Annotated in this window: 15 protein-coding genes and 1 pseudogene; 12 read left to right on the forward strand and 4 right to left on the reverse strand. The window is 36.9% G+C overall.

From position 1 onward, the window contains the following. Positions 1-2: 2 nt before the first annotated feature. Complete coding sequence (locus tag NST91_RS14335) at positions 3-497, reverse strand: metallophosphoesterase family protein (RefSeq protein WP_341331687.1); 495 nt, start codon at positions 495-497, stop codon at positions 3-5. Positions 498-671: 174 nt separating this feature from the next. Between NST91_RS14335 and NST91_RS14340 the strand changes: the two are divergent. From NST91_RS14340 to NST91_RS14365, 6 genes and pseudogenes are all read left to right on the forward strand, one after another. Next, positions 672-1319, forward strand: a pseudogene (locus NST91_RS14340) (NAD-dependent deacylase). Positions 1320-1513: 194 nt separating this feature from the next. After that, positions 1514-2428, forward strand: a complete 915-nt coding sequence (locus NST91_RS14345) for a hypothetical protein (RefSeq protein ID WP_341331688.1) — start codon at positions 1514-1516, stop codon at positions 2426-2428. Between the two features lie 13 nt (positions 2429-2441). Next, a complete protein-coding gene (locus NST91_RS14350) occupies positions 2442-3095 on the forward strand; it encodes a DUF4129 domain-containing protein (RefSeq protein WP_341331689.1) in 654 nt (217 codons plus the stop codon). Beyond that, positions 3082-4209 carry a DUF4350 domain-containing protein gene (locus tag NST91_RS14355; protein WP_341331690.1) on the forward strand — a complete coding sequence of 376 codons (1128 nt, stop codon included), beginning with the start codon at positions 3082-3084 and terminating at the stop codon, positions 4207-4209. Before NST91_RS14350 ends, NST91_RS14355 begins: the two co-directional genes overlap by 14 nt. Continuing rightward, positions 4206-5135: an AAA family ATPase gene (locus NST91_RS14360; RefSeq protein ID WP_341331691.1), complete on the forward strand. Its 930-nt coding sequence runs from the start codon at positions 4206-4208 to the stop codon at positions 5133-5135. The genes NST91_RS14355 and NST91_RS14360 overlap by 4 nt, the downstream gene beginning before the upstream one ends. Beyond that, positions 5086-6441: a DUF58 domain-containing protein gene (locus NST91_RS14365; protein ID WP_341331692.1), complete on the forward strand. Its 1356-nt coding sequence runs from the start codon at positions 5086-5088 to the stop codon at positions 6439-6441. Before NST91_RS14360 ends, NST91_RS14365 begins: the two co-directional genes overlap by 50 nt. Here the strand turns inward: NST91_RS14365 and NST91_RS14370 are convergent. Continuing rightward, positions 6419-7399, reverse strand: coding sequence for a stage II sporulation protein M (locus tag NST91_RS14370; RefSeq protein WP_341331693.1), 981 nt, complete (start codon positions 7397-7399; stop codon positions 6419-6421). The two genes, NST91_RS14365 and NST91_RS14370, sit on opposite strands and share 23 nt — an antisense overlap. A 101-nt stretch (positions 7400-7500) precedes the next feature. Between NST91_RS14370 and NST91_RS14375 the strand changes: the two genes are divergently transcribed. The 3 genes from NST91_RS14375 to NST91_RS14385 all read left to right on the forward strand — a co-directional run bounded on the left by NST91_RS14375 (position 7501) and on the right by NST91_RS14385 (position 10844). After that, the gene (locus tag NST91_RS14375; RefSeq protein ID WP_341331694.1) at positions 7501-8307 is read left to right on the forward strand and encodes an RDD family protein; all 807 of its coding nucleotides are present in this window, start codon (positions 7501-7503) and stop codon (positions 8305-8307) included. A 125-nt stretch (positions 8308-8432) separates the two neighbouring features. After that, on the forward strand, positions 8433-9107 hold the full coding sequence (locus tag NST91_RS14380) for an N-acetylmuramoyl-L-alanine amidase (RefSeq protein ID WP_341331695.1): 675 nt from the start codon (positions 8433-8435) through the stop codon (positions 9105-9107). Positions 9108-9218: 111 nt separating this feature from the next. Then, positions 9219-10844 (forward strand): long-chain-fatty-acid--CoA ligase, encoded by a 1626-nt coding sequence (locus NST91_RS14385; RefSeq protein ID WP_445724490.1) that lies wholly within the window; start codon positions 9219-9221, stop codon positions 10842-10844. A gap of 42 nt (positions 10845-10886) precedes the next feature. On the opposite strand, the gene NST91_RS14390 is transcribed toward NST91_RS14385, so the two are convergent. Beyond that, positions 10887-11768, reverse strand: coding sequence for a DMT family transporter (locus NST91_RS14390; protein WP_341331697.1), 882 nt, complete (start codon positions 11766-11768; stop codon positions 10887-10889). A gap of 423 nt (positions 11769-12191) precedes the next feature. On the opposite strand from NST91_RS14390, the gene NST91_RS14395 reads away from it, so the two are divergent. Further along, complete coding sequence (locus NST91_RS14395) at positions 12192-12470, forward strand: DUF1292 domain-containing protein (protein ID WP_341331698.1); 279 nt, start codon at positions 12192-12194, stop codon at positions 12468-12470. A gap of 164 nt (positions 12471-12634) precedes the next feature. Here NST91_RS14395 and NST91_RS14400 read toward each other — a convergent pair whose 3' ends face one another. Then, on the reverse strand, positions 12635-12805 hold the full coding sequence (locus tag NST91_RS14400) for a hypothetical protein (protein WP_341331699.1): 171 nt from the start codon (positions 12803-12805) through the stop codon (positions 12635-12637). 191 nt (positions 12806-12996) lie between these two features. On the opposite strand from NST91_RS14400, the gene NST91_RS14405 reads away from it, so the two are divergent. Continuing rightward, the gene (locus tag NST91_RS14405; protein ID WP_341331700.1) at positions 12997-13545 is read left to right on the forward strand and encodes a cysteine hydrolase family protein; all 549 of its coding nucleotides are present in this window, start codon (positions 12997-12999) and stop codon (positions 13543-13545) included. A gap of 28 nt (positions 13546-13573) precedes the next feature. Continuing rightward, positions 13574-15049, forward strand: coding sequence for a nicotinate phosphoribosyltransferase (locus NST91_RS14410; RefSeq protein ID WP_341331701.1), 1476 nt, complete (start codon positions 13574-13576; stop codon positions 15047-15049). The last annotated feature ends 16 nt before the right edge of the window (positions 15050-15065 follow it).

The raw sequence follows: 15065 nt of genomic DNA on the forward strand, positions 1-15065 counted from the left end.
CATTAATCCTTGCGTTTATAATAGATATGCTCCGCATCCAGTGTTCCTCCAAGTGTAACAATTCCATAAGAAAACTCTGGCTGGAAACGTTTATCAGTTGGGGAACCTGGATTAAAAAGTAATGTTTCACCATGGTATTGTTTATAGGGAATATGTGAATGCCCAAACACAATCAAATCCAACTTCTGACCTTGGAAAGCTTCATAGGCTCGATCTGGTGTAGTTTTCTTTTTACCAACATGACCATGAACAATTCCGATTCTATATCCTTTTTTTACAATCATTAGTTTCTCCCCAAATGGTAACTCGGGTGGATCAATGTTCCCTCGTACACCTATAACGGGAGCGATTGTTTGCAGCTCTTCATAAACCTCAATTGTCGACCAGTCTCCAGCATGAATAATTAAGCCGGTACCACGTACACCTTCTACTAATTTTTCCGGTAGTTTATTTGCTCTTTTTGGCATATGTGTGTCTGAAATTACGGCAATCCTCATGAATATCAATCCTTCGCTTCTATTTTTATCTATTGTACCTTTTAGATTTTGTAGAGGAAAGAAAGCATAGTACAATCTAAATAAAAAGGGGGCAACCGGATGGATAATTTAATAAACAAGCTAGCAGTATATTTGAGGTCTTCTTCATTTACAACTGTGCTAACTGGAGCAGGAATGTCTGTCGAGAGTGGAATTCCTGATTTTCGCTCTAAATCAGGATGGTGGAGAAAGATTGATCCGCGGACTGTGGCCACAATAGAAGCTCTTGAATCTAACTATGATTTGTTTCATGAATTTTATTGCGCAAGAATAAGAGGTTTTCAGGAATGTTATCCCCATAAGGGACATGTTCTTCTCGCGGAATGGGAGCAGACAGGACTTATCCAAGCGATAGCAACACAAAATGTAGATGGATTTCATACAGTTGCAGGTTCAAAAAATGTCTCTGAACTACATGGTTGAATTCGTAACTTTCGATGCAATGGATGTGGCCGGCCAGCAAACGAAACTGATTTTTTATCCAAGCACACATGCGTAAATTGTGGTGGTAAACTTAGACCCGATATCGTTTTATTTGGTGAAATGCTTCCAGAGCAAGCATGGAATAATGCTTTAAGAAATATTCAAATTTCAGATTTAGTCATCATAATTGGAACGAGCTTAGAAGTATACCCAGTAAATGAACTTCCATCCATGACAAATGGAAAAACTGTGTTAATTAATAAAGATCGTTTAGACAGCTACCATCAATTTGACCTTAATATCCAAGGTAATGCAAAGGAAGTTTTGGAAAAAACTGACGAGATTATGAGGGCAAAATAAGCCTATCACCGTTAATCTAATACCTAGATATTTTTAAGCCTGACACCTAAATAATGGGGTCAGGCTTTAATAATATCCATTTATACCAACTAGAAAATTTTTCTAAATTAATAAAGAATATTTTCCAGAATAATGTTAAAATAGGCGATATTAGCAATTCCATTTTTACAACACGATAACAGGGGGATGTCAGTTTGAACACAAAATTTTCACGACCTAAGGGATTTGGGGAAATTCTTGATCTTACGTTTAGTTTGAGTAAAAGTCGATTTCGTGACTTTTTTACAATCTTACTTATTTTCATGGGACCTGTATATTTACTTGAAGCGCTTATCTTATTAGCTTCGGGAACAAGCTTTTTTAGAGAAGTTGGCCCTGGAGATGATTGGTTTACTCAAGTACTAAATAGTTTTGACGAAACAGTAGTTGCTGAGGAAATTGGCTTTGGCGGAGCATTAGGAACTATGTTTGTCGGTCTTGTTGGTGTATTGTTGTTTCCTGTTGCAGAAGCTGCAATTCTAATTGCATTAAACCATATTCGTAAAAATGAGGAATATACAATAAGTTCGGTTATAAAAAAAGCTTTTACACGCTTTTGGCCAATGCTCGGAAGTAATATCTTATTTGGTCTAATTGTGTTTGGTCTCTTCTTTGTTTCCATCATGATATTGGTACCGGTAGGGATATTTGGTGCTATTGCAGTACATATTTTCGGGATAATTTTAGCAATAGTATTAGGTCTAGGCTTGTTCGTTGGCACCGGATATTTACTAACACGTTGGGGCTTTTATTTTGGTTCTGTCATACTAGACTATGAGTCTCCTGGATTTTCTAGGAGTTGGCATTTATCAAAAAAACGTGGATGGGTTCTTTTTTGCCTATATATTGTTTTCTTTTTAATAATCAGTGCGATTAGTTTTGCCGTTGAAGCAACTTTCGGAATCTTTATGGGCAACAGTGTTCTATTAACTGTAATTGTTAACTTAACCACCATTTTTACGACCTTACTTTTTGCCGTAGGATATGGTGTGATGTACCTTGATGCAAGGGTCAGACATGATGCAGAGGACTTGGATGAGATGATTGAGGGTTTTAATGAACCTAGATAAGTGGTGATCAACAATGGCACAAATAAATGATGCAAGAGATCGGATTGATGAGATACTAAATGAAAAGGAATACCGAATTTACTATGACGAGTCCAGGAATGTGTTTCAGGAATGGTGGAATAAAGTAAAACAATGGCTCGCCGATTTACTAGAAAGTTTATTCCCAGCAATTGAATCAGGAAGTGGTGCCGCGGAGGTGGTGCTAATCCTGGTTATTCTTGCTGCTATTTTATTAGTAGGTATTGCGGTCTTTTTACTTGTACGAAATCAAACAAGAAAGTCAAAGTATAGTAATCATAAGCCTCTACATTCAGCTGAGGAACTTAACTGGACGTATCAAAAGCATTTGCGTGAAGCAATCAAGCATGAAGAAAATGAACATTTTTCACCTGCAACGCGCCATTTGTTTCTTGCACTGCTCTTATTTTTTCATGAAAAAGAATGGCTTGAGGCAAGGGTATGGAAAACAAATTGGGAGTATTATGATGAACTGCGCAAAGTAAATCAATTGTGGGCTGTTCAGTTTTATGATTTAGCACTTGTGTTTGATGAAGTTACTTATGGAGAATATGAGCTTACTAGAGCCGAGTATAGTCAATTTCGGAAAAAAGCTTTTATCTGGCTAGAAGCAAAAGGAGGAGGGGAGAACAATCATGCGCAAAACTAAAGTATGGATTCCCTTAATTGGGCTTATTGCGCTCCTACTCTTATTAACTTACTTTATTGAATCCCATAACCCAAAAGCGTATCCACATTACGTGTCTGATTCTCCTTCTCCAACTGGTGTAAAGGCAATTTATACATATTTAAATGATGACAATACCGTTAAAAGATGGTCACATTCCCCAAACCTTCTCACGAAACAAGATGAGAAACAAGTTTTGATCATGGTGGAGCCATACTTTACACCTGAACAAGAAGAAATGAATGGCTATCTAGATTTTATTGAGGCTGGAAACAAGTTGATTTTGTTTAAGTCAAATCCTAAAGGAATGTTTGATATTAAGACTCTTCCAGCAGATATTGACCCTTTTCTCGATGAGGCAATCACGATAAAAGATAAAAACGGAGTAGAATTTGATGCGTTTTTTCAGGCTACAGCCCGTATCATTCCAAGCGAAAATGAAAAGGTGCTGTTAAAGGATGAAGCTGGTGTAATTGCAACAAGCCAAAAAATGGGAGAAGGTGAATTGATTACAACTATTACACCAGAGTGGATGTTGAATGGCAATCTATCAGACTATGATCATATCCCACTAGTACTATCGTTAATTGAGGATAAAGAGGCATCTATTTATTACTTTGATGAGTATGTACATGGTCCCAAAAATGCTTCAAATTTGACAACATTGTACCCTAGCTGGTTTTTAGTATTGCTTTTACAGGGAGGATTAATCGTCCTGCTTTGGATTTGGAACAGAGGAAAACGATTTGGACAAGTGATTGTCCCACGCGAGGAAAATGTACGTTTTAGTGATGAAGGTATTCAAGCTTTAAGTGCATGGTATATAAGAGGCCGGTACTATCATGAATCGTTAAACATTCAAGCAGATTATGTGAAACAGCTAATTCAGGAAAAATGGGGATTTCCTTCTCATCGGGACTGGACAGACCTTTCGTCAAAGCTTACACACCGATGGTCCCAAAAAAATGAAAGTGATGTTAAGCAATATCTAATCAAACTTACAAAAATCTTACAAAATGAAAAACTAACTAAACAAGATTATTTGATCTGGTCAAGAAACTTAGATGAATTAAGAAAAGAGGTGGAGAAAGGATGAGATTAGAACTTACATCCTTACTGCAGAAATACGAGCAACGAATCTTAGGTCAGAATACCAATTTACGACTTTTATTATCTGCCATCTTAGCTGGAGGCCATGTCTTAATTGAAGGGGTACCTGGGACTGGGAAGACACAAATGGTCCGCTCACTTGCAAACTTACTTGGTGGTGATTTTACACGAATACAGTTTACACCTGACCTTTTACCTAGTGATATTACAGGTAGTATGATTTACAACATGAAGGAGGGCAGTTTTGAAACATTAAAAGGGCCTGTTTTCACAAATATCCTTTTAGCTGATGAAATTAACCGTACGCCGGCTAAAACACAAGCAGCACTATTAGAGGCAATGGAAGAAAAACAAGTAACCATTCAGGGTGAAACCTATCCGTTACCTGACGTTTTCTTCGTTGTTGCCACCCAAAACCCAATTGAATTTGAGGGTACCTATCGTTTGCCTGAAGCCCAACAAGACCGTTTCCTATTTAAATTACATATTGATTTTCCAGCTTCTGAGGAAGAAAAAAACATAGTAAAACAAGTAATTGAACAAAGTTTCATTCAATACGATGCTACAAATGTCCTTAACCTTCAAACATTTGTTTCGATTCGACAGGAAATTGAAAAAGTGACCTTAGGTGATGGCGTTTTAAATTACATAATCGAGATTGTTCGGAAAACGAGAGAATCCGAAACGATCCAATTTGGTGCGAGTACCCGAGCAGCAATCTCAATCGGAAAAGTTGCACAATCATGGGCATATTTAGCGGGAAGAGATTATGTGACTCCTGACGATGTAAAAATCGTATCAAAACCTGCACTTAGACACCGAATTCAGTTATCTCCACATGCAGAATTGGAGGGAATCACTATTGACGAAATCATTGAAGAGCTGGTGGGATCGGTTCCTGTTCCTAGATAGAGGCATCTTACCCACAAAACGATTGATTATTTTATTACTAATCCTTTCTATTGGCTTTTTTTTAAGTCTCTCAAAACTTTCATGGGAGCTGATGATTGGGTTAAATCTCTTTATGATCATAGGAAGCTTAGTAGATTTGTTGTTTTCACCTAACAAAAAACAGCTTGCTGCAAAACGTAAACTACAAGCTGAAATAGAGCGGGGGCTTCCCACTTCTATCGATATTGAAGTAACAAATCATTCGACATTTGGGCTATCATACCGATTAATTGATGGCATTCCTGGTTCCTTTACTCAGCCTTTTCTGATTAGTGGAAGGATATCTGGTGAAACAACTTCTAGAATCACTTATGTTACACGAGCTATGGAGCGCGGTGATTATCAAATGAACAAAATATATTTCCGTTACAAAAGCTACCTAGGCTTATGGGAAAAACAATTCACATTTACGATAAGTAACGAAGTGAAGGTTATACCAGATTTATCCGAAACAAGGCAATATCTTGAAAATGCACAGAAATTTTTATTATATGAAGGGGTCAAAATCCGGAAACAACAGACAGGTGCTGGCGAGTTTTCAAAAATACGAAGTTATGTCGTAGGAGACGACCCCCGAACAATCAATTGGAGGCAAACCGCAAAGCTCCAAGAAGTGATGACGAATGAGTACGAACCAGAGCATGGAAAGTATATTACGATTTTATTAGATTGTGGGCGAATGATGGGGGCTGAGTTAAAGAAGGGAAATCGTCTTGAGAGAGCGATGGAATCTGCTATTACAGTTGCAACAGCTGCACTACAAAATGGGGACTATGTTTCTTTCTTAGCATTTTCAACAGATGTAAAGGTGTTTGTCCCAGCCGGAAAAGGAATGGCACATCTCCAAACGATTTTGCATGCGATTTATAGTGTGAAAGTAGATGCTGCAGAATCAAATTATGGGGCTGTTTTATCTTATTTGGAAACGATGCAGAAAAAGCGAAGTCTTCTCTTGTTGTTTAGTGATATACATACATTTTTAAGGGAAGAAAGCATGTTAATCTATTTACGAAAGCTTAGACAAAGGCATTATTTCCTAATGGTCGGTATCCAGGATGCTACTTTAAACAAACGTATAGATGAGAATCCTACTACTGTCCAATCAGCCATGCTAAAAAGTATGGCACAGCAACAGATGCTCGTGAAAAAGAAGGAGAAACAAAAATGGGAAAAACAAGGCCTCATGATGGTTGAGGCCGATGAGGATAAATTAGCAATTACTGCTGTTTCCTATTATATCAATATCATGAATCGGAACTTGCTGTAGCTTCTTTTTTTAATAAAAAGAGTTTTCCTGTTACAACGTAAAGAATCAATCCAATAACCGTTATGAATGCAACAGCATACTTAGCTTCAAGTGAAATCGCAGCAGGTGTGATAAACCCTTCAATAATTCCGGCAATTACAAATAAAGGAATCGTACCTAACAGCAACTGCACAGAGCGTTTTGCCTGATATTTGAGTTGGTAGCTTCTTGTATACTTGCCAGGAACCAGCAATTTATAGCCCATTAACAATCCAGCGCCACCTGCTATAAAGATAGCTGTAAGCTCAATCATCCCATGAGGGACAATATATGCCCAAAAATCATACGTTTTCCCATAATGCCAATATAATCCAGCTAAAGCACCGACGATAATGCCATTGTAGATTAATATATAGACGGTTAAGAGACCAAAAGTGATACCACTAGCAAACGCAAGGATGGCAACCTGAATATTATTTGTCATAATACTAGCGGACATTAAGGATGAATCCACTTCACCATCTGCACTTCCTAAATAGTCTGGGTCAACTCCTTGGGCTATTTCTGCTGGTAAAATGGAAAAAATATGAAGGGGATCCTGGTGAACTGAAAAAAAGCTACCTACACCACCTAAAGTAAATAATAGTAAAGCAGCTACCGCAAATTTCCATTGTTCAAGTAAAAGACCAATAAATTTCGTACTGAAAAAATAACGAATTTGTTGAAAACTGGATACTTGATCTCTGTACAGGAGATTATGGGCTTTCGAGACAAGACCATTTAAATAAGGCGTAGTCTCCTCGTCTGGAAAATAGGTCTGACTATACGAAAGATGCCCGGCACACTTTTGATAAAGTCTATGAAACTCATTAATTTCGGTACTGCTTCGCGATTTTCGACGCTTATGTAGGATGGAAATCAATTGCTCAAGCTGCTTCCATTCATCTCGATGCTGATTGACAAATTGCTTCATGTTCAATATGTAATCACCTCTTGAAATAGCAATATCCTTATTATAGTAATTTTAGAGAAAAATAGAAACATCATATGAAAAAACTACCTAGAAAAGGGGGGGTCTTTTTGAATCAAGAACAGACCAATATAAAAACACCTGAGTTTGTCTCCATCCAATTTCAGTTAGCAGGGGTGGGTAGCCGAGCTGCAGCTTTTTTTCTAGATACATTAATATTAACAACGGCAAGTCTTCTTGTTTTACTTACTCTATTACTTATTTTACATGGTAGCCCTGATCTTTGGTTGCTCGGAGAAAGTTTTTCTTCTGGACCAATCGCCATTACAATCATTCTTTTATTTATCTTAAACTGGGGTTATTTTTTTCTGCTTGAATTTTTTGCAGGAGGGAAGACGATTGGAAAAAAAGTCGTTGGAATTCGAGTTATCCAAGAAAATGGACATAGTATTACATTGCTATCATGCTTTATTCGTAATTTTCTTCGGATTATTGATTCCATGCCAGCAGCCTATTTTGTAGCAATCATAATGGTTTTCTTTCATTCTAAACATAAGCGTATTGGCGATTTAGTTGCCGGTACTATCGTTATCCACGAAAGAAGAGCAAAAAATCATAAAAAACAAAGTCCACTTGAAAAAGAGATTTGGAAAAGAGGTCTTACAAAGAATTCTCTTACAGTTGATCAATGGACATTAAAATCGTTTGGAAATAAGGAATGGAAGCTGCTACAAACATATTGCAATCGATTTTTACAATTGAAAAATGATGTGAAAGACAGAAGAACTAAACAAATTGCAGACATTTTACTGCCAAAGGCAGGAATCCAAATAGCAGGAAAAACATATGAACAATTAGAAAATGAGCTATTAGTCCTATATTTAATCTTGAAGGACGAATGGGAATTCGAACTATAATCTCCTACTTTAGACTGACATCTTAGGCTATCCTATGTATAATAAATATTACAGATTACTTAACTCACGGGTAGGTATAATGACCCGAGATACTAGGATCTAAGATCGTACAGGAGATTCGGAAAATGAAATGGAAAACTTTTAGCATTGGACTATTAATCATCAGCCTTTTTTCGGGGTGTTCAGCACACGCGAAGGAAGTAAAAATCGAAAATACGGAGGTAAATGTGGATTCAGAAGAAATCATTGCTACAACAAATAAATCTCTACCGCTTAATCTCTCAGAGGATCGTGCAAAACAAATCACACATCTTATGATTCATTTTATTAGCAATGCCGCGCTCAAGCCCGAAGATCCTTATAATGTAGATGATGTCTACTCTCTTTTTAAGGAATATAATGTTTCTGTTCATTATTTAATTGATCGAAACGGAGAAATCTATAGTCTAGTCCCTGAGAATAGGGTTGCTTATCATGCTGGAAAGGGAAGTTTGAGTGATTTTCCGGAGTATGAAAATAAAATGAATGACTTCTCAATAGGCATCGAACTCATTGCGATGGGGACAAAAGAAGAAATGACAGCAATTATACCCGAAGACATTTATAATCAAATTGATCCATCATTAGCTGGATATACGGATGCTCAATATCAATCACTTAACCGCTTGGTACATAACATAGTAAAAAGAAATCCATCGATTTTACATGACAGACGCCATATCATTGGCCATGATGAATATGCTCCGGAAAGAAAAACAGATCCTGGCTCATTATTTGATTGGTCTAGAATCGGATTCTGAGTTATCAGTAAACCTATACTTTTTAAAGGAAATTTGCCTTTAGAGTATAGGCTTTTTTATTTGAAATAGTTTGAAAACTTTGGAAATATTCTATATAATGAAAACGTATACATGCTTTGTTTTAACTTACTTAAGGGGGAGATCCATTTGTACGTGCCATTGCTTTTATCACAATTCTTAGATCGAGCTGTCAAACTATATGGTGCAAAAACAGCTTTAATTGATGATGACAAAAGCTTTACGTATGAGGAAGTAAACGAAAGAGTGAACCAGCTTTCACGTGGATTAAGACATCTTGGTGTGGAAAAAGGAGACCGCGTCGCGTACTTAGCTCCGAATACCTCTGAAATGTTTGAGGGTTTTTATGGTGTATTTCAAATTGGAGCCATCATTGTTCCTTTAAACACAAGATTAATTCCAACGGATTACGAGTATATACTAAACCACAGTGAAACAAAAATATTGTTTGTCGATCATGAGCTTATCGGAAACATTGAACCCATTCGCGAAAAACTGAAAACAGTTGAAACGATCATTGTCCATGGACAAAATGGGGAAACAGAATGGACTGTTCCTTATGAGGAATGGCTGGCACGTTTTGAAAAAACAGCAATTGAGCGACCGGATATGGATGAGCAAGACATTGCGACATTATTATATACAAGTGGAACAACTGGAAAGCCAAAAGGCGTTATGCTTTCACATCGCAGTAATTACCTCCATGCATTAACAACCATGCACCATCTTCGTGTATCAGACCATGATACATTACTACATATTTTACCTATGTTTCATGTGAACGGCTGGGGCTCACCTTTTTACTATACAGCAAATGGTGCGACACAGGTTTGCTTACGAAGGGTTAATGCTGATGAGATTTTCAGAAAAATAGATACCTATAAAGTAACCGTGATGCATATGGCACCAACTGTTTTAAATACATTATTACAATATGCTGCCAAAAATGAGATACCAAAACAGGACCAAGATGTACGAAGTGTAATCGCAGGTTCAGCTCCACCACCAGCCTTCGTTAAACGGGTAGAAGAAGAGCTAGAGTGGGAGTTTATCCAGGTGTATGGCATGACTGAAGCTGCACCATTGATTACAACCTCCATCATACGTGATACACAGTATGATATTTCCCAAAGTGAAAAATATCGTTTAAAAGCAAAAGCTGGCTATGAATTTATCGGAGCCGACGTTCGTGTTGTTAATGAATTTGGGGAAGATGTTGCTCAAGATGGAAAGGAAATTGGCGAAGTCATCGTACGCAGTAACACTGTTATGGAAGGATACTTAAACAACAAAGAAGGCACGGACGAAGTCATTCGAAATGGCTATTATCATACAGGAGATATGGCGATTGTAGACGCACATGGAAATATTGAAATTGCAGACCGGAAAAAAGATATTATTATCAGTGGTGGTGAGAATATCTCTTCGATTGAGGTTGAAAGTGCTCTATACGACCATCCTGCGGTTTTAGAGGTTGCAGTTATTTCCATTCCTCATGAAAAATGGGGTGAAACACCACAGGCAATTGTGGTCAAACGCGATGGCTATGACGTAACAGAAGAAGAGTTAATTGCATTTTCACGCAGTCGTTTGGCACATTTCAAAGCTCCTACAAAGATTGTCTTTAAGACTGAATTACCAAAAACTGCATCTGGTAAGATTCAAAAAGTACATCTTCGCAAAGAATACTGGCAGGAAAAAGAAAAATTTATTAATTAATTAAAAATCCCCCATTTTCCTAATTTGGAAAACGGGGGATTTTCATGCACCAAGCTTTTGTACTATTTTTTTATCCTTTGAAAATGTCCAATTCACTAGAAAAATGCCTAGAAAAATAAACAGTGAACCAGCATAGACATACCATTCTACTACTTCTTTTAAAAGAATCCATCCGGATAATACTCCGAAGAATGGGGCAAGAAATAAGAAGGCTGAAGTTTTCCCTGGGTCACCGATATTTATTAAATAAAACCAAATGGCAAATTGCACGATTGAAGCCATGATTGCAAGCCATAAAATAATAAAAATTGATGTAGGCGCTATTGTTATAGTAGGTGTTTCAAGTGTAAAACTCATTAAGAGAAGAAGAAGGCCGCCAAAGAGCATCTGATAAGCCGTTAATACCCAAATATTAAAACGGGCTCCCCATTTTTTAATTAACAACGTTCCAATTGACCACGATAATGAAGCACCAAGGCCTAATAGAATTCCAACTTCTAAATGAAGGTGAGAGCCTAGTGTAATAAAGACTCCTGTCAAACCAACGATTACCCCAATCCAATGAAAGAGTTGATAGCGAATTCCAAGAAAGACGGTACTTAAAATAACAACGAGTAATGGATTGCTAAATGTGAGAATTGATGATTCTCCAGCAGAGATCGTTCGTAAGCTTAAGAAAATACAGCCCATAACACCTGCTGTTTGAAAAAAACCGACTGTAAAAATACGTAGCCAATCTAGTACTTTTTTGGGGAGTGGCTTTCTCCAAATAATTAAAGCCATAAGAATACCAGCAATTGTAAAACGTAATCCAACAAGCAGAAGAGGCGACACATAATTCAATCCGACTTTACCAACCGCAAATGATGAGCCCATTAACGCAGTAGTGGTCACAACAAGAACTGCAAATAGATATGGATTCATATTATTACTCCCACTTTTTTCCTCATCATATCATAAATTTAGTTTATAAACGGTATTTTTCTAACTAAATTCAAAAGAAAAAGGCAAGCTCGATGTGCTTACCTCTTTCATCATCAATGAGAAATTGAACATACTGATTGAATATCCTTCCTACGCTAGAGCTGGAATTCGTAACAAATTCAAAATCTTAGAAGTTAATCTTCTTATCGAGATTGTTAGTTTTACGAATGTAAAAAATAACTCTGGGAATAAGCGAAATAGAATATTCATCGTATTTCCCTCCACATTGATATTTTGTGATTGCAAAACTAATCACAAGATTATTGTTTCCTAATCGCGTATTATTAATGTGTACAGGTATGTTTTTATCTTTTCACTGGAAAGATAAAAGAGTACATAACTTTTTTTGGGGAGGGTTCTAATATGGATAAGATTAAAGTTGGAGAAGTATTTTCAATTAGTGATGAAACTGGTGAGGAGCAAGATGTAGAAGTTCTTGGTGTCGTTACAATTGAAGAGACTGAATATGTAGCAGTTGGCTTTCTTGAAGATTTAGAAGAGGATACTGAGGATGATATCGATATCTTCTTTTTGAAAATCGATGAAGAGGGCGATTTTTCTGCAATTGATAGTGATGAGGAATTTGAAAAAGTGTCTTCAGCTTTTGATGAGATTTTCGACGAGGAATTAGACGAAGACTAAAATGAAAACAATCCACTAACTCCACGTGAAAGCGTGGAGTTATTTTTCTATTCCTCATTCCATTCTTTGATAATTTCTTTTACCTTCTTTTTATCAATGATATTAATGGCATAGTAAATAATTTCTTTCGTTTTCATTTTCCTTACGGGATGATGTGCTACACCTTACAAATCTCCAAGGACTAAAACATCCATCATGGTAAATCCTATTAAAATAATCATTGGCTTCCTGTTTCCTGTCCATGTACCTTTCGTCCCTAGGACTACTGGAAGTGGTTTTTTCCTATTACTTATGTACTCATAAACCCAATCCTGCTCAGTAATTGTTTTAAACATGTACACAGCTCCATTAACCAAATTGCATACTTAAGATTCTACAAAAAAGTGCAATTCTATTCAAAAATAAACAAACTTCATATAAAATGGACGTTATAGCCTAATAAAATTTTCCACTAGAGGTAACATCGACCTGGATGAATCGTTATGATATGAAATAAAGAGAATGTTCATATTAAGGAGGAAATCATATGAAAAAGGCATTGATAAATGTAGATTATACAAATGATTTTGTGGCTAGTGATGGCGCATTGACTTGTGGTAAACCAGGTCAAGAAATTGAAAAAGAAATTGTTCGCATCACCGAAGAATTTATAAATAATGATGACTTTGTTGTATTTGCAATTGATATTCATAAACAAGGCGATGAATTCCATCCTGAAACACGACTCTTCCCACCTCATAATATTGAGGATACATCAGGAAGATTGCTGTATGGTGACTTACAACGTGTATTTAATGAGCAACAAACCAATTCAAATGTATACTGGATGGATAAAACGAGATATTCTGCTTTTGCAGGCACCAATCTCGAAATCAAATTACGTGAGCGTGGAGTTACTGAAGTTCATATCGTAGGTGTTTGTACAGATATTTGTGTACTTCATACGGCTGTTGATGCCTATAATCGTGGCTTTAAAATTGTCATTCATAGCTCAGCGGTTGCAAACTTCAACCAGGCTGGTCATGAATGGGCATTAGGCCATTTTAAAGATTCCATCGGCGCAGAAGTACGTTAAGCGGTTCAATTACTGGAGGTATTTTTGGATGAATAAATATTTTAAAGATGACAGCTTTGCATTACATACAGATCTATATCAAATTAATATGGCTGAGATTTACTGGAGGGAAGGCTTAAATAACCGAAGAGCCGTTTTCGAAGTAAACTTCAGGAAACTTCCATTCGGAAATGGGTATGCCGTTTTTGCAGGCCTTGAGAGAATCATTCATTTTCTTGAAAATTTCTCGTTCAGTGAAACCGATATTGCTTATTTAAGAGAAGAGGGATATAAGGAGGATTTTCTTAACTATCTCAAGGATTTACGTTTTACAGGAACGCTTCGGTCAATGAAGGAAGGAGAGGTCGTTTTTGCTAATGAACCACTTCTCCGTATTGAGGGTCCGATTTGTGAAGTCGTTTTATTGGAAACCCCTATTTTAAATATTATTAATTACCAAACATTAATTGCGACTAAAGCATCTCGTATCAAACAGGTTGTTGGCGATCAAATTGCGATGGAATTTGGTACAAGACGAGCACATGAATTGGATGCAGCGATTTGGGGTACAAGAGCTGCTTATATTGCAGGTTTTGATTCAACCTCTAACGTTCGAGCAGGTAAATTATTTGACATCCCAGTTTCCGGTACCCATGCACACTCAATGATACAAGCATATCGGGATGAATATGAGGCATTTAAACATTATGCAAAAACTCATAAAGACTGTGTCTTTCTCGTTGATACATACGACACATTGAAATCCGGTGTGCCAAATGCGATTAGGGTGGCAAAGGAAGAAGGAGACAATATTAATTTTATTGGAATCCGATTAGATAGTGGAGACTTATCTTATTTATCAAAGGAAGCACGCAAAATGCTGGATGAAGCTGGATTTAAAGATGCCAAAATTGTAGCATCGAATGATCTTGATGAACATACAATTATTAACTTAAAATCCCAAGGTGCAAAAATTGACTCATGGGGCATTGGAACAAAGCTGATTACGGCCTATGATCAACCAGCATTAGGTGCCGTCTATAAACTTGTATCCATTGAAGATAAAAACGGAAATATGGTAGACACTATCAAAATAAGTGGAAATCCTGAAAAGGTTTCTACACCAGGTTTAAAGCGCGTGTATAGAATAATTAATAAGAGCAGTCAAAAATCTGAAGGTGACTATATCACACTTGAACACGAAGACCCACAACACGAAGAACGCCTTAAAATGTTCCATCCTGTTCATACGTTTATTAGCAAGTTTGTTACGAACTTTGAGGCAAGGGAATTACAGCACATGATTTACGAAAATGGAACACTCGTTTATGAGATACCTACCCTGCAACAAATTCGTGAATATCTAAATGAAAATTTAACATTACTTTGGGACGAGTATAAGCGTACGACAATGCCTGAAGAATATCCTGTAGACCTAAGTCAAGAATGCTGGAATAATAAAATGAACCGAATTGAAGAGGTAAAATTAAATATTGAAGAAAAAATAGGTAAAATAAACGGATAAGAGTTTGTTCCTAAAC

The organism is Ferdinandcohnia sp. FSL W7-1320 (assembly GCF_038050315.1).
GTDB lineage: Bacteria > Bacillota > Bacilli > Bacillales > Bacillaceae_L > Ferdinandcohnia > Ferdinandcohnia aciditolerans.